The organism is Methylomonas rosea (assembly GCF_024505055.1).
Taxonomy (GTDB): domain Bacteria; phylum Pseudomonadota; class Gammaproteobacteria; order Methylococcales; family Methylomonadaceae; genus Methylomonas; species Methylomonas rosea.
This window is the reverse complement of record NZ_JANIBL010000039.1, coordinates 1-15,365: the sequence shown is the minus strand read 5'-3', so window position 1 is coordinate 15,365 and position 15,365 is coordinate 1. Positions and strand designations below refer to the sequence as shown.

The following is a 15,365-nucleotide window of genomic DNA, read 5'->3' as shown; positions in this document are numbered from 1 at the left end:
GTCAGGTGATCAATGCAGCAGCATGGAACATAGCCGGTCTTCCAGCTCCATGCGTTCCGCAAGTCTTTCGCCGAGCATGGATAAATCCTGGGCCAGATTCTCGGTATTAAATTTGCGCCTGCCATCGTCGTATATGTCGCTGAAAGTAACCGCCGACGCGGTAGTACTGGAAAATGCCGGATATATCTTTTCGGCGTGAGACAGCGTTGAAGTTTGATGCTGCTTTTCGGCTATTAGATGTTCGTAGATGCTGAAGTGGCCGAACGATATGTAATCTATCAGCAGTTGCGAAAACTCCGACAGCATCGGCCTAATCGCGTTCTCGCTGGAGAATGGCTTCATTTCGGCGAGTTGACAATACAAAGCCCAGACGGCAGAGCGTTCTTCCTGCAACGCTGTCACCAGATGTAAATTATTTGAACTGGTGTCGATAGCTACGGAATTCATTTCAGTCACGGCACGTCTCCCCTTGAAAATTGACGAGCTTTAAATTTATGTGAATTATCATGAATATTCAACAATTGATTAAAATATAAGGGAATTTTTCGTAAAATTTGTGACTGACTTTGCACCATCTACTTTTATCTTTGTCGCATTGAACTGTGAGGCCAAGCCGTTAATTCAGGCGTGGCGGCTAAAAAAACTACCGCAAAAGCAACCCTTTGCGCTATACCGAAACGCCGACATCGTTGTCGTGATTAGCGGCGTTGGCAAAATAGCGATGGCTGGCGCGGTGGCTTATACGATGGCGCAATTTCCCGATGTCGCCCAACCTATCCTGCTCAATTTCGGTATAGCCGGGCATCGCGAACAGACGCTAGGCAGTTGTTTTTTAGCCGATAAAATCACCGATGCCGAAACACAAAGGCGCTTTTATCCGCAATTGGCTTTCGACGCTCCTTGCCCGACTCTACCGCTAATCACCTTGTCCAGAGCCGATGCCGATTATAGAGACGAGAATCTGCGCGATATGGAGGCGTCGGCGTTTTACGAAATAGCCGTTAAATTCAGTTCCAGCGAATTGATTCATTGTTTAAAAGTGGTGTCGGATAATGCCGAATCGGCACTGGAGAAAATCAATGAAGAGTCCGTCGCGGTTTGGGTGCAGGCGCGTATAGCTGACGTCGAAGATATGATCGCCGTACTGAATAGACTCAGGGAATCGTTGCCGACACCGGAAAGCGAGTTACACAAACAGTTACTTGAACAGTTTCATTTCACTGCGACCAATGCCGCTAAATTGCATGCGCTGCTGAATCGTTGGCAAGTATTAAATCGGGATGGGATGTTCCATTTGTCTGACACTAATGCCGGTAACGCCAGGGAGTTATTAGCTTGGCTGGAAAGCCAGCTAGAGAAAAATCGGTTTTATTTGTAAATATTGCCGGAGCTGGCGACGAACTGGGAGGGAAGGAAAAATACGGGGTGTCCCGAAAGACACCCCGGGACAGCATTACAGCAGTTTTTTCAAGCCTTCGACGCCTTCTTTGCCGGCAGCCAAATGTTGTTTGGCTTCTTGCAAGTTAGCGGCTTTAGCTGCAGTAATCGCTAATTTCAAATGGCCTCTAGCTTTATCGGCATATCTGGCAACTTTGTCGTTTGCGTTCAGTTCCTTGATAAAACCAGCCGCTTTTTGGATCAAATCGACAACGGCAGCATCTTCAGCACCATTGTTGATTGCTGTCTCGGCAGCTGTAATACGCGCTACAACTTCATTGATTACATCGGTCGGTTTGTAGGCAGTTCTGCCTGGATCGGATTCAGCAACAGCAGCAGTTGAAAAAGAACCCATGGCAGCAGCTAAAGAGAACGCGATAACAGCACTTTTTAAAATTTTCATGTATTGAACCTCACAGTTATTTTTATAAGAACATATAGCTGCTAACCCAACCGCTTTAACCACTACATGTTGGGCCGGGATGATAGCACAGTTCATTCTGTTTGCTAGTCTGTTTATAGCGGTTTTTATGGTTTTTTCGGCGGCGAAAAAATGCCGCTGCGGCCTTATTCGACGCTGACTAGCAGCTTGTCCAGCCATGCGCTGGGCAGTAGGCGTTTTAGCCAGGCAAACAAATGCGTGGGTACCGTCACCCGGTAGCGAATTTTCGGCCGATTCGACTCCAAAGCATGCGCCACTTTTTCCGCGACTGCGCTAGCCGGTAATGTAAACGGTGCGGCCGGGCCTGGTTTTTGCAGCCGGGCTTCCATGGCCTTATAGGTATCTTTATGAAAGCTATGCTCGGCGTCGATGTGCTGTTGATACAAAGCAAAGGCGTTTTGCCGGAAACGGCTTTCTATCGGTCCCGGTTCGATCAACACAATATGAATCCCGGTACCGCGCAATTCCAGGCGTAAGGTATCCGCCAAGCCCTCCAAGGCGAATTTGCTCGCGTTATACGCACCGCGAAACTTCATTGCCACGATGCCTAAAACCGAACTGTTATATATCACCCGGCCATGGCCTTGTTTGCGCATCAGCGGCAGCAGGAGATTAGTCAGCTCGTGAGTGCCGAACAGATTGGTTTCGAATTGATTACGCAGCACGTCCCTGCTCAAATCTTCCACTGCCCCTGGTTGGCCGAAGGCGCCATTATTGAATAGAGCATCGATCTTGCCGTCGGTCAGCACTAGCAGCTCGCGAACGGCTTGTTGGATGCTCAGCGAGTCGGCCAAATCCAGTTGCAGACATTCGAAGCCTTCACTGCGCAAGCGTTGGACGTCATCGGGCTTACGCGCGGAGCAAATCACCCGATGACCGCGCTGCTTTAAAAACACTGCGGTGTGGTAACCGATGCCGGAAGAGCAGCCGGTGACGAACAGCGTTTTGCCCACACTCATGGTTGAACGAGATCCGCTTCGTTGAACAAAAAGGTTTTGCCGCTGCTGCAATTGATTAGAAAATTTAGTTGATCCAGCTTGCTTTTCGCGGTCAGTTCGTCGGTTTCGATGCGTTGACATTCACCGCTGGCCAGCGCTTTTTGTGCTGCCAGCCTCCGGAATTTTTCCACATCCGGCAGGCGGGTTGCAAAGGGTTTGACTTGCGCGGGCAGCTTTTCCGGATCGTAAGGTGGGATGGCGAATGCGGAAAACTGCATGGGGTTTTGCTTGATTAGAGTCTGCGTCATTTCGCTCTGAACTCTGGCGTCTTGTTTATTTTTGGCGATGGCATCGAGTTTGGCCTGTTGCTCGGCTTGTTCCTGCGCAGACTGTTGCTTTTTCAATTCGGCTTCCGCGGCTTGCTGTCTTTCCAACGCATTTAAATCGACGCTGCTGCCGGTTTTAGTATTCATCTGCACCGCTTTATGCTCCACCGTGCAGGGTGAAGATTGATAATTAGTGTGACCCGTTGCGTCGGTACATTTAAAAACCCCGGCCCAACTCTCCGCGGACAGGCACAGGGCAAAAACGAAGAAGAGATTTTTCATTGTGTTCCTGTTGATTAAACGCTGGGGCAAAACTATTACTCAGCTTGAGATCAGTGTAAATAAATTTTTTCTATTGCACTGTGTCAGTCTCGCATCGTGCCAAAAAAACCCGTGTTTTTTGCCGACAACTAATTTCCGGGCGCGATCTTGACGGCGAAGTTTATCAGTCTTTTCGGCAATATCCATCCGCTCAAAAATCTGATCAGTTGCGGCAGATGGGCTTCAAGTTTGGGCAGGGCTGTAATGGTCGTATTCATCAAGCCGGCAAGTTATACTGCCGCCAATTTTTGACCTTAGAGCGCTATGCAACCTTATCTGGACCTTCTCGCCGACATCATGACTAACGGCATCGACAAAAGCGACCGCACCGGGACCGGGACCCGCTCCTTGTTCGGTCGGCAGATGCGCTACAACTTGGCCGAGGGCTTTCCGCTGTTGACCACCAAGAAGTTGCATTTCAAATCTATTGCTTACGAATTGCTATGGTTTTTGCGCGGCGATACCAATATCAAGTATTTAAATGATCACGGCGTAACCATTTGGGACGAGTGGGCAACGCCTGAGGGTGAACTGGGGCCGGTGTATGGTGCGCAGTGGCGCAACTGGTTGGGGCCGCACGGTGAATGTTACGATCAGATACAAATTCTGCTGGACGGTTTAAAAAACAAACCGGATTCCCGTCGGCATATCGTCAGCGGCTGGAATGTGGCGTTTTTGCCGGATGAAAGCGTTGGACCCCGCGAGAATGCCGCTGCCGGGCGAATGGCGCTGCCGCCCTGCCATGTGTTGTATCAATTTTATGTAGCGAACGGTAAGTTGTCCTGCATGATGACTCAGCGTAGTGCCGATTGCTTTTTGGGTGTTCCCTACAATCAGGCCAGTGTGGGCTTGTTGACGCATATGCTGGCGCAGCAATGCAATTTGGACGTGGGGGAGCTGATCATGTCGTTCGGCGACGTGCATATTTATCGCAACCATTTCGAGCAAGTCGAATTACAACTCAGCCGGCAACCCTTGGCTCCGCCGAGACTGCAATTCAAGCGCCAGCCGGAATCGCTATTTTCCTATGAGTTTGCCGACTTCGAGTTGCTGGACTATCAAGCGCATCGGCATATCGCCGGTGCTGTTTCCGTTTAGGAAGTAGGTAGAGACGCTGAATTGACGTCTCTACCTATTTGATCGCTAATGGATCTATTTATTACCGGCCTTGATATGGCCGACGGCTTCTTCTGCCGCTTTAGTAGCTACGTCGGCATGGCCCATTTTGCCGTGCTCAATCGCGCTTTCCAATGATTTTACACCGGCATCGAGATGCGTTTTAGATTCGCCCTTCGCGACTTCGGCGCCTTTTTTGGCATGGGTTAAGGCAGCTTCGGCATGTTCCACCAAAATCGGGCTATGGCCGGCTTTGCCGTGAGTGACCGCCTGGTTCGCGTGCTCCAGCGCGGCGGCCGCGTGTTCTTCGGCGAATACGCCGCCGCTGGCAAACAGTAATGCACTAATGGTAATGGCTGTAAATGTTTTCATAATTCCCCCGGATTGAATTGTTGTGATTTTCCGCACCCTTTCTGAGTGCTAGCTAGTGACCTGATGCGCGGGAGTTTGGTTCCAAATTAAATAAATTACTCGTTACCGTATCGCTATTTAGCGGGCGAATAACGACACTACCAATATTTACCTTGCAAGCCGGGACAATCCTGGAAAGCTTGGCTTTGAATCGATTTTTGAGCATGAATAACGAAAAACGCCTGCTGATATTTCAGCGCTTGGCCGAGGCCACGCCGAACCCGACCACCGAACTGAATTTCGCCACGCCGTTCGAATTGTTGGTGGCCGTAGTACTGTCGGCGCAAGCGACCGACAAGGGCGTCAATAAGGCGACGGCCAAGTTGTTTCCGGTGGCGAATACGCCGCAGGCGATCCTGGCCTTGGGTGAAGACGGTTTGAAGGAGCACATCAAAACTATCGGCTTATTCAACAGCAAGGCGGCAAATGTCATAAAACTTTGCCAGACTCTGCTGGAACAGCATGGCGGAGAAGTGCCGCGCGAGCGGGAAGCGCTGGAGGCGCTGGCCGGCGTGGGCCGTAAAACGGCCAATGTGATTTTAAACACCGCATTTGGCGAGCCGACCATCGCCGTGGATACGCATATTTTCCGGGTTGCCAACCGCATCGGTCTGGCGCCGGGCAAAAATGTACTGGAAGTAGAGCGGAAGCTGGATAAAACCGTGCCCAAGCAATACAAGAAAGATGCACACCATCTGTTGATTCTGCACGGCCGCTATATTTGCGTTGCCAGAAAGCCGCGTTGCGCTGCTTGCTGCATAGCCGATGTCTGCGAATTTAAGGCAAAGAATTTAGACTGAATATGCAATAATCAGAGTAGAGCCATAAAGATTACGCGTCAGTCGTAAGCCCCGGCAGTTGTATGCTGGAGCAATATAATTAAAAAATCACACGAGAGGATAAACGCATGAAAAAATTTAATAAATCTCCGCTGGCCGCTGCTATGGGTAGTGCGCTTTTGTCCGGTATGGCTGTCAACGTGCAGGCCGATACTAACCCCTTCGCCGTTTCCGAGTTGTCCAGCGGCTATATGCAAGTTGCCGACAATCATTCCAACGGCAAAATTAGCCAAGGCGCTTGCGGTTCCAACGCGATGGACGGCAACGGTGTTAAAAAGGGCGAAGCTAAAAAAGCCGAAGCGAAGAAAACCGAAGGCTCATGCGGCGAAGGCATGTGCGGCGGCATGATGAGCGGCGGCAAAATGAAAAAAGGCATGGAAAGCTCTTGCGGCGCGATGATGAAGGGTAAAGAAGGCGCTTGCGGTATGGGTATGATGACCGGTGGCGGCATGATGAGTATGGGCAGCATGGGCGGTATGGATCACAGTGCCGACAAGTCTAAAAAAGCCGAAGAAGGCAGCTGCGGCGCCATGATGGGTGGCGACAAAAAAGCCGGCGAACATAGCTGCGGTGCCATGATGAAAGGCGAAGAAGGCAGTTGCGGAAGCAAAATGGATGCCGACAAAGCGGCCAGCCATTAATTTCGACTCATCGCCAATAGACCGACACTATGGATTTTAATGATTTACAGCAGCTGGTTATCGATTACGGCTATCTAGCCTTGTTTATCGGTACGTATCTGGAAGGCGAAACCATTCTGGTCATCGCCGGCTTTTTGGCGCATGGCGGCTATTTGCAGCTGGAATGGGTGATGCTGACGGCGTTCTTAGGTACCTTTGCCGGCGACCAGACCTTTTTCTATCTGGGCCGTTGGAAGGGTATCGCTTTTCTGGAGAAACGTCCGCTTTGGCACAGCAAAACCGACAAGGTTTTCGATTTGCTGCACAAGCATCAGATACCGGTGATATTGGGATTTCGCTTTCTCTACGGCGTACGTAACGTAACGCCGTTCGTGATCGGTGCCAGCAAGATTCATCCCTTGAAGTTCTTCTTGCTGAACTTCCTGGGTGCCGGCATTTGGGCGATAGCGGTCGGTTATCTGGGTTACACCTTCGGCGAATTTGCCGAGTCCATCATGGGTCAGGTCAAAAAATACGAAATGTATATCCTGGGCGTACTGGTGGCCATTGGCGTAGCCTTGTTTTGGCGGTCTACGCACAAACCGGAAACCCCAGAAGCGCCGGAAGAGTAAGTCATGTACAGCGTTCGCAATCTCGTTCACGGTGCCGGCTTAGGCTTGCGGCGTTCGTTTTTGAGCGAGATTGTCGATTCGCCGCTCAGCAATGTCGGTTTCTACGAAGTGGCGCCGGAAAACTGGATGACCATAGGCGGCAAGTTCGGCAAACAGTTTCGGGCCATGACCGAACGTTTTAATTTTGTCTGTCATGGCTTGTCTCTGTCCATAGGCAGCAGCGACCCGCTCGACGAGCAATTCGTGCGCGATTTGAAAACGTTCATGTGCGAGCACGGTATCAAGTTTTATAGCGAACATCTCAGCTATTGCAGTCACGGTGGACATTTATACGACTTGATGCCGATGCCGTTTACCGAAGATGCCGTCAAGCATGTTGCCGCTCGCATCCGCAGGGTGCAGGACATTCTGGAACAGCGCATGGCTATCGAAAATATTTCCTATTACGCCGCGCCGGGTCAGGAAATGGCCGAAATCGATTTTTTCAACGCGGTAGTGGCGGAAGCCGACTGCGATGTGCTGATCGACATCAACAATATCTACGTCAACAGCGTCAATCACGGCTACGATGCCGAGAGCTTTCTGCGGGCCATGCCTGCCGAGCGCATCGCTTACGCACACATTGCCGGTCACTATGTAGAAGCCGAGGATTTTCTGGTCGATACCCACGGCGCGCCGGTGATCGATCCGGTCTGGACTTTGTTGGGTAAGGCTTACGAGCTTTTCGGCGTGTTTCCTACCCTGCTGGAGCGGGACTTCAACATTCCCTCGTTGCTTGAATTAAGCAAAGAAGTAGGCACCATCCAAACCATTCAGCAGCATTATGCGGCTGAGCGGCAAAAACAGGTGGCCTGATGGCTACCGATTTTCAGGCTACCCAAGGCCAATTTGCCGCTTATATTCGCGATCCGGAAAATAATCCTCCGCCGGGAGATGTCGAGCCACGGCGCATGGAGATGTATCGGGAGTTGTTTTTCAATAATATCGACAGTTTTATTGCCAGTAATTTTCCGGTATTGCGAGCGATTCTGAATGATGAGCAATGGCTGGAAATCACTCAGGATTTTTTTACCCGGCATAGCTGCGAAACGCCCTATTTCTCGGAAATTGCTGAAGAGTTTTTAGCGTATCTGCAAAACGAACGTCGCAATCCAAACGATTATCCGTTTCTGCTGGAATTGGCGCATTACGAATGGGTGGAAATGGCCTTGTCGATTGCCAAGGACACACCGATACTGGGCGACAGCAATTTTCTGGAGAACTTGTTGCCGCGCAGCATGGCGTTATCGCCCTTGGCCTGGCCGCTGCTGTACCGCTATCCGGTGCAGGCAATAGGCCCTGGCTTTTTACCGCTAGAGCCGCCGGAGCAACCCACTTGTTTGATCGTTTACCGTGACAATCTGGACAGTGTACATTTCCTCAAAACCACCGGTTTGACCATACGCTTGCTGCAAATTTTGCAGGATAGAGGGCCGATGACCGGTGAGCACTGTTTACAAACGGTTGCCACGGAATTCCCGCACCTTGATAGCCAAGCCTTAATGGTAAACGGCCCGCCGATGCTGCAGGAACTGGCCGAGAAAGGTATTCTTATTCCAGCTGTTGACGCCTAAAGCTGTGTACCCAGACCAGTCCGTCCTCGTTCCACTCCATGCCGCTGTGCATTTTCAGTATTAAATCCTTATATATTGCCAAGTTCGGATAACCTTCCGCCCTGGCATCCGCATCGCTCATATCCCCTATTCTCTGCCGCTCCACGCTAGTTACTTCAAATACTACGTCTTCCAACACAAAGGTTTCGCCGGGGTACGCATATAAACCGTCGCGGCGTTGCTGGCTTTTTTCGCCGGCCAACGTTGCCGCCACCAATTTCGGGTGACGAACCAATCGATCAATGCTGCAAGATTTTTCGGGGTATTGAGTCATGAAAGCGGATGTCCTTGTAATACTGGATAAAACAGCTCGGCACTTTAAAAGCCTTGAACACGTATTGCAAGCGACATCCGTTAGCAAGTTCGCAAATTACACAAATGTTGTGCGATTGTTCCTACAGTTTATAGGTAGCTTCATAGATAAACTTACTTTTCCTGCCTATACTTTTTTTCCAAGTTGAATTCAAGGCCACTGAACCGAAATGACCGGCGGTAAGTGTGCTGCGAAATCATAAAGAACAAGGGAGATTACGCCAACATGTCTATATTCCAATTCGCGGCAATGATTTGCGTTGCATTGATCTCGGCAGGACTAGCCGCTTGGATTACTAAAGGACGCTGCATTGCCGCCGCCAAAAGCACCTTGGCTGACAAGGCCCCTGCCTTATCGGTATCCGAAGTAGAAAAATATATTTCCGGTCTGGATCGGTTTGCTGAGCAAGTCACGCCGGTATGGGCAGCGCAAATCGATTCGACTCGGCAACAAATTGAGCAGGCGATTAGTTTACTGACTCAACGCTTCGCCGGGATTACCTCAAACTTGGATTCGGCTTTGAGATCTTCCCATTCCACCCTCAGTGGCAATGGCGAAGAGGTATTCGTAAGCAGTAATGCAAATTTACAAAAAGTAGTGCAGTCCATGGATGCGGCATTGCAAGAAAATTTGGCAGTCTTGCAAAAAATCCGCTCCTTGGCCGGATTTATAGATGAACTTAAACAGATGGCCAAGGAGGTGGCGCGGATTGCTGAACAAACCAATCTGATTGCCTTGAACGCCGCCATCGAAGCCGCTCGAGCGGGCGAAGCCGGCCGCGGTTTTGCCGTGGTAGCGGATGAGGTTAGAAAGCTATCCAACTTGTCCGGCGAAACCGGCAAGCAGATTGGTTCCAAAGTAGAGCAAGTCAGCTCCGCGATTCAGACTGCGCTGTCCGCAGTGGAAAAAAGCGCGCAAAACGAGGCCGAAGCTGTATCTACCTGTAACGGCAATATTCAAACAGTAATGGATAACCTGCATGACGTGTTTGCCAAATTGCAGGGCTATTCAAGCAACCTAAGCCATTCGGCACTTGCCATAAAAGGCGAGATAGACGAATCCTTGGTGCATTTTCAATTTCAAGATCGGATCGGCCAAATTCTGGAACACGTCAAAGACAGCATTGCCGATTTCCCCAAACAGCTCAACCGCAGTCATGCCGGTGGTGTATTTGCCTTGCAGCCGATAGATGCGGATCACATTTTAAACGGCTTGACCAGTACCTACACCATGGAATCCGAACATCAAGCCCATGGTCATGGCGGTCGAGCAGTTGAACCTCAAACGCAAGAAATTACTTTTTTCTAGGATTTAAGCATATGGCAAAAACAATATTGGTAGTGGACGACGCGGCGTCGGTCCGTCAGGTAGTAGGTATTGCGCTGAAAGGTGCCGGTTACGACGTGATAGAAGCGTGTGACGGCAAGGATGGGCTAAGTAAGCTCAACGGCCAGAAAATTCATCTAATCATATCCGACGTCAATATGCCGAACATGGATGGCATTACCTTCGTGAAGGAGCTTAAACAGCTGCCGGCCTATAAGTTTACCCCGGTGATTATGCTGACCACCGAATCCCAGGAAGGCAAAAAACAGGAAGGCCAGGCAGCGGGCGCCAAAGCCTGGGTCGTCAAGCCGTTTCAGCCTGCGCAAATGTTAGCGGCGGTTTCGAAGTTAATTTTGCCTTGATCGGAGTATGAAGGGCGGTCGTTCACACGGTTTCCGCCGATTCATATAAACACCTCAGTCTATTACTATCGAGATCGTCCATGCCCAGCCTAACCATTAAAGACGAGTTAACCATCTATACCGCGGCAGATCAGAAATCCAATCTGCTGATGTTTCTAACGGCTGGGGACGATTTGGAAATCAATCTTGCCAACGTCACCGAAATCGATACTGCCGGCCTACAGTTGTTGATTCTAATCAAACGGGAATCCGCGCATTTGGGCAAAAGCCTGCGCTTCGTGATGCACAGCAAAGCCGTGTTGGATGTATTGGAACTAGCGAATCTGACGGGTGCTTTTGGCGATCAGGTTGTACTGACCCAAAATTAAGGAGTATGCGAAATGAGTTTTGATGACCAAATGCGGGATGCTCTGAAGACTTTTGTGATTGAAAGTCTGGAGTTGTTGCAAGACATGGAAGACGGCTTACTCGGCCTGGAAGACGATCCGGAGCCATCCGAACGAATTAACGCCATCTTCAGAGCCGCACATACTATCAAGGGTTCGTCGGGCTTGTTCGGTCTGGATCACATCGTTGCCTTCACCCATGTGGTGGAAAGCGTGCTCGATACCTTGCGCGACGGAAAGTTGAGCGTTTCACCGGAACTGGTCGCCATTCTACTACCTTGCTGCGACCATATGATCGAGCTGATTCAAGCTGTGGCCGACGGTAATGTAAGCACCAACCCATCAATGACGAACGCTGAACGACAGTTGCTCGATGGATTAGAGTCTTTTTTGAAGCCGGAGCCGAAGCAGGTGGTGACTACCGTGCAGCAAGCTGGCGAGCAGTTCGAAGCCAGCGGTGGCGGTGTAATCGACAGTGGCAACTGGCATTTGTTTATTCAATTCGGCGAAAACTGTCTACGCGACGGTATGGATCCGTTGTCTTTCATCCGTTATTTGGCAACGCTGGGTGAAATTATGTCGCTGACTACTTTCAGTCACGCGATGCCGGATGCCGAGAGCATGGATCCCGAAAGCAGCTACCTGGGGTTTGAAATTGTCTTAAAAAGCGATGCCGACAAAGCCACTATCGAAGCCGTGTTCGATTTTGTGCGCGATGGCAGTTACATCCATATTTTGCCGCTGGAAGACAAAATCCCCTACTACGTGGAACTGATCAATTCGCTGGGTGAAGACAATTCCCAACTCGGCGAGCTGTTGCTGAAAAGCGGTGTGATTACCCAGCGCGAACTGCAAGAAGGACTCAATGTTCAACAAGCGCAAGTGCCGCAGCCGAACACGCGTCTCGGTGAAATTCTGGTTGATCAACAAGTGGTGCAACAGCCGCTGGTTAACGCGGCGCTGGAAAAACAACAACAGATTAAAGACAACAAAGCCCGAGAGAACCAAACCATACGCGTCGATGCCGAGCGTCTGGACAAGCTAATTGATGTGATAGGCGAGCTGGTTATTTCCGGTGCGGGTGTCAATCTGCGCGCCTTACAGACCAGCGATTCCGCGCTACTGGAAGCAACCAGCGAAATGATGCGCTTGGTCGAAGAAGTACGCGACGGTGCGTTACAACTACGCATGGTGGCCATAGGCGCCACATTCAGCCGGTTCCAGAGAGTGGTGCGCGATGTCGGAAAAGAACTGGGCAAAGATATCAGCTTGGTAATTACCGGCGGCGATACCGAAGTTGACAAATCGGTTGTCGAAAAAATCGGCGATCCACTCATGCACTTGGTCCGCAACGCTATGGATCATGGTATCGAGTCTGCCGAAGTTCGCGCCGCCCGCGGTAAATCCAGCCGCGGCGAACTGCGATTAAACGCCTACCACGAGTCGGGCAGTATCGCGATAGAAGTCAGCGATGACGGTGGTGGCCTTGATCGAGATCGTATTTTGGCAAAAGCCATCGAAAAAGGTCTGGTTCAACCCGATGCGAAGCTAAGCGATCAAGAAATTTATAGCTTGATTTTCGAACCCGGCTTTTCCACCGCCAGCCAGATTTCCAATCTGTCCGGGCGCGGTGTGGGTATGGATGTGGTCAAGCGGAATGTTACCGACTTACGCGGTGATATCGAAGTTGAAAGCAGGCCGGGCCAAGGTTCCACCATCCGTATTCGCTTACCACTGACATTAGCCATCATCGATGGCTTCCTGGTGGGGGTGGGTAAGTCATCGTATGTGATTCCTCTTGACCGAGTTGTCGAGTGTCTGGAGTTGTCCGGCGATTTAAATGATAGAGATTACATGGATTTGCGCGGCGAGGTATTACCTTTTATCCGCCTGCGCAATCTGTTCAATATTCGCGGTGATCAGCCGCGCAGACCGAACGTGGTAGTGGTGCATGCTGCTGGTGTCAAAACCGGTTTAGTTGTAGATCGCTTAATCGGCGAGTTTCAGACCGTGATCAAACCGCTCGGCAAGTTATTCGGTCACGTGGAGGGGCTGGGTGGATCGACTATTCTGGGCAGTGGCGAAGTCGCTTTAATTTTGGATGTACCAGTACTGGTGAGTGCCTTTGAACATAAGCTTCAGGGCAATATGCACTTGGCTCAGGCTTGAGCCAAATTGGTAAAACGCCAATTGCAAACTAAGGACAATAGCCATGAGAAATAATCAACCTGTTACCGACGTCGAACTGACTTTTTCCGAAGAAGACATTCTTACTTCCACCACAGATTTGCGTGGATATATCACCAGTGTTAGCCCAGCCTTCGTAAAGCTAAGCGGTTTTAGCGAACAGGAGTTAATTGGCGAACCACATAATCTGGTTCGCCACCCGGATATGCCCGAAGAGGCTTATGAATGGATGTGGCGGACCATCGAGTCCGGTTGTACTTGGCGCGGTTTGGTAAAAAACCGCTCCAAAAATGGCGATTTTTATTGGGTGGAAGCCAACGTCTCGCCAATTTATAGCGAAGGACAAGCTATCGGCTATCGTTCTATCCGATTCAAACCCAACGGGAACGAGGTTAAAAAGGCAGCCGCTTTATACGCCGATATCAAAGCAGGTCGTATTAAAGCGCCTTTCAAAGAAGGAAAATTTTCTAGCCTGCTAAACAAGATAAAACTTTGGCAAAAATTTGTTGCCCTGATAGTTCTGGCAATCGCTATGTTCGCGGTGCCAACCTACTTTTTGGTAGTAGACAGAATTGTAGATAAAGACTTTGCGTTAAAGGAAAAACAGGGCGTCGATTACACCGCCGAAACCATTAAATTGATGCAGTTGGTAGTGGAGCACCGTGGCTTGAATGCGATGGTTATCGCCGGCAACTCACAGGAGGCTAGTCGCCGGGAGGCTAAACGCAGCGAAGTCAATCAGCAGATTGTCAATATCTCCGCATTGGACGGCCGTTTGTCGGCATTAAAGTTGACTTTACCCTGGCAAGCCTTACGGGAAAAGTGGCAGGAGTTGGCGGCTTCGGCTAACACATTTGATGCTCAGACTAACCTTGCCAAGCATGGCGAATTTATCAAGCAATTGCATGCATTCAACCGCAAGGTGACAGACGCTTCAGGATTAGCGTTGGACCCTGAAATCGATACGTATTATGCACAAGTGTTGGCGATTAGCTTATTTCCCGACCTATCGGAACAATTGGGTATGCTAAGAGGGATAGGCTCGCCTATTTTGCTCAGAAAAACGGTTACGCCGGCTGAAGCAGCTTATCTGCGGGAGGTTATTGCAAATACCGAAGAAACGCTGACTATTATCGACGAGAGTGCTGCCAAAATCGGCAATATGGATGCCGGATTCCGCTCGGCATTACTCAAAGCTAGCGCCGATGCCAAACAAGCTCTGACATTGGTCGAAACCGAAATTTTGCAAGCCGCGAAGCTCGAGTTTTCGGTAAATGAATATTTCAGTACCTTTACTCGAGCCATCCAACAAAACTTCGCGCTGTCATCCGGATTCAGCAAGCTGTTGTACACCGGTTTGGATGCACGTGTGACGCGATTAGATGAGATTCTAAACACCACATTGCTGGTGTTGTCGATTTTGCTATTCGGTTTCCTGGCAATGAGTTGGTACATCGTCATGGGCGTACTCCGTCCCGTGAATGCGATGACTCATGCCATGACCCTGTTCGGCCGTGGTCAAATGCCGCAAAACGATAGTCATAACTATGGCTTGGAATTCAATCAACTGAATGAAGGTGTCAAAGCGGCCGTGTTCTCCGTGCAATCTTTGATTGCCGATGCCGTTATGCTGTCGCACGCTGCTGTAGAAGGCCAGCTGTCTACCCGTGCGGATGCTACTAAACACCAAGGTGATTATCGGAAAATCGTCGTAGGTGTCAACGATACGCTGGAGGCAGTCATCGGTCCTTTGAACGTGGCCGCCGAGTATGTGGACAATATCGCTAAAGGTGCCATCCCCGAGAAAATCACCGACCACTACAACGGCGATTTCAATGTCATAAAAAACAACCTGAACACCTGTATTGATGCGGTTAACGCCCTGGCGGCCGACGCCAACAGCTTATCAACAGCGGCCGTTGAAGGGCGTCTTGCCACCCGCGCCGACGCCAGCAAACACCAAGGCGATTTCCGTAAAATTGTCGAAGGCGTCAACAGCACCCTGGATGCGGTGATCGGACCTTTGAATGTCGCGGCCGAATACGTGGATAACATCG

18 protein-coding genes are annotated in these 15,365 nt (G+C 50.3%); 12 read left to right on the top strand and 6 right to left on the bottom strand.

Features of this window, described 5'->3' with window-relative positions; translation table 11 throughout:
• Window positions 1-9 precede the first annotated feature (9 nt).
• Window positions 10-447 carry an Rsd/AlgQ family anti-sigma factor gene (locus NP589_RS13120; RefSeq protein WP_256607424.1) on the bottom strand — a complete coding sequence of 146 codons (438 nt, stop codon included), beginning with the start codon at window positions 445-447 and terminating at the stop codon, window positions 10-12.
• Window positions 448-556: 109 nt separating this feature from the next.
• On the opposite strand from NP589_RS13120, the gene NP589_RS13115 reads away from it, so the two are divergent.
• A complete protein-coding gene (locus tag NP589_RS13115; protein WP_256607399.1) occupies window positions 557-1,378 on the top strand; it encodes a nucleoside phosphorylase-I family protein in 822 nt (273 codons plus the stop codon).
• Window positions 1,379-1,453: 75 nt separating this feature from the next.
• Here the strand turns inward: NP589_RS13115 and NP589_RS13110 are convergent, their stop codons facing one another.
• From NP589_RS13110 to NP589_RS13100, 3 genes are read right to left on the bottom strand one after another with little or no spacing between them, the layout of a single operon-like run.
• Entirely contained in the window at window positions 1,454-2,038 is a 585-nt protein-coding gene (locus NP589_RS13110; protein WP_256607398.1) for a hypothetical protein, read from the bottom strand.
• Entirely contained in the window at window positions 2,005-2,838 is an 834-nt protein-coding gene (locus NP589_RS13105; RefSeq protein WP_256607397.1) for an SDR family oxidoreductase, read from the bottom strand. Before NP589_RS13105 ends, NP589_RS13110 begins: the two co-directional genes overlap by 34 nt.
• Complete coding sequence (locus tag NP589_RS13100) at window positions 2,835-3,425, bottom strand: DUF4124 domain-containing protein (RefSeq protein ID WP_256607396.1); 591 nt, start codon at window positions 3,423-3,425, stop codon at window positions 2,835-2,837. The genes NP589_RS13105 and NP589_RS13100 overlap by 4 nt, the downstream gene beginning before the upstream one ends.
• A 303-nt stretch (window positions 3,426-3,728) precedes the next feature.
• On the opposite strand from NP589_RS13100, the gene NP589_RS13095 reads away from it, so the two are divergent.
• Complete coding sequence (locus NP589_RS13095; RefSeq protein ID WP_256607395.1) at window positions 3,729-4,562, top strand: thymidylate synthase; 834 nt, start codon at window positions 3,729-3,731, stop codon at window positions 4,560-4,562.
• Between the two features lie 54 nt (window positions 4,563-4,616).
• Here the strand turns inward: NP589_RS13095 and smbP are convergent, their stop codons facing one another.
• Window positions 4,617-4,952: a small metal-binding protein SmbP gene (gene smbP, locus NP589_RS13090; protein ID WP_256607394.1), complete on the bottom strand. Its 336-nt coding sequence runs from the start codon at window positions 4,950-4,952 to the stop codon at window positions 4,617-4,619.
• A 203-nt stretch (window positions 4,953-5,155) separates the two neighbouring features.
• Here smbP and nth point away from each other — a divergent pair, with 203 nt between their 5' ends.
• The 5 genes from nth to NP589_RS13065 all read left to right on the top strand — a co-directional run bounded on the left by nth (window position 5,156) and on the right by NP589_RS13065 (window position 8,695).
• Window positions 5,156-5,791 (top strand): endonuclease III, encoded by a 636-nt coding sequence (nth, locus tag NP589_RS13085; RefSeq protein WP_256607423.1) that lies wholly within the window; start codon window positions 5,156-5,158, stop codon window positions 5,789-5,791.
• Between the two features lie 107 nt (window positions 5,792-5,898).
• Window positions 5,899-6,471: a hypothetical protein gene (locus NP589_RS13080; protein ID WP_256607393.1), complete on the top strand. Its 573-nt coding sequence runs from the start codon at window positions 5,899-5,901 to the stop codon at window positions 6,469-6,471.
• 29 nt (window positions 6,472-6,500) lie between these two features.
• Complete coding sequence (locus NP589_RS13075) at window positions 6,501-7,082, top strand: DedA family protein (protein ID WP_064009155.1); 582 nt, start codon at window positions 6,501-6,503, stop codon at window positions 7,080-7,082.
• A gap of 3 nt (window positions 7,083-7,085) precedes the next feature.
• On the top strand, window positions 7,086-7,937 hold the full coding sequence (locus tag NP589_RS13070; protein ID WP_256607392.1) for an HvfB family MNIO-type RiPP peptide maturase: 852 nt from the start codon (window positions 7,086-7,088) through the stop codon (window positions 7,935-7,937).
• Complete coding sequence (locus NP589_RS13065) at window positions 7,937-8,695, top strand: HvfC family RiPP maturation protein (RefSeq protein WP_256607391.1); 759 nt, start codon at window positions 7,937-7,939, stop codon at window positions 8,693-8,695. The genes NP589_RS13070 and NP589_RS13065 overlap by 1 nt, the downstream gene beginning before the upstream one ends.
• On the opposite strand, the gene NP589_RS13060 is transcribed toward NP589_RS13065, so the two are convergent.
• Entirely contained in the window at window positions 8,673-9,008 is a 336-nt protein-coding gene (locus tag NP589_RS13060; protein ID WP_256607390.1) for an ASCH domain-containing protein, read from the bottom strand. The genes NP589_RS13065 and NP589_RS13060 overlap by 23 nt on opposite strands.
• A gap of 264 nt (window positions 9,009-9,272) precedes the next feature.
• On the opposite strand from NP589_RS13060, the gene NP589_RS21680 reads away from it, so the two are divergent.
• From NP589_RS21680 to NP589_RS13035, 5 genes are all read left to right on the top strand, one after another.
• Window positions 9,273-10,355, top strand: coding sequence for a methyl-accepting chemotaxis protein (locus tag NP589_RS21680; RefSeq protein ID WP_305891008.1), 1,083 nt, complete (start codon window positions 9,273-9,275; stop codon window positions 10,353-10,355).
• Between the two features lie 11 nt (window positions 10,356-10,366).
• A complete protein-coding gene (locus tag NP589_RS13050) occupies window positions 10,367-10,735 on the top strand; it encodes a response regulator (protein ID WP_036277478.1) in 369 nt (122 codons plus the stop codon).
• 80 nt (window positions 10,736-10,815) lie between these two features.
• Window positions 10,816-11,103: an STAS domain-containing protein gene (locus NP589_RS13045; RefSeq protein WP_256607389.1), complete on the top strand. Its 288-nt coding sequence runs from the start codon at window positions 10,816-10,818 to the stop codon at window positions 11,101-11,103.
• A 12-nt stretch (window positions 11,104-11,115) separates the two neighbouring features.
• Window positions 11,116-13,290, top strand: a complete 2,175-nt coding sequence (locus NP589_RS13040; protein WP_256607388.1) for a chemotaxis protein CheA — start codon at window positions 11,116-11,118, stop codon at window positions 13,288-13,290.
• A 43-nt stretch (window positions 13,291-13,333) separates the two neighbouring features.
• Window positions 13,334-15,365, top strand: a 2,032-nt coding sequence (locus tag NP589_RS13035) for a PAS domain S-box protein (protein WP_256607387.1), incomplete at its 3' end; no start/stop codon positions are given.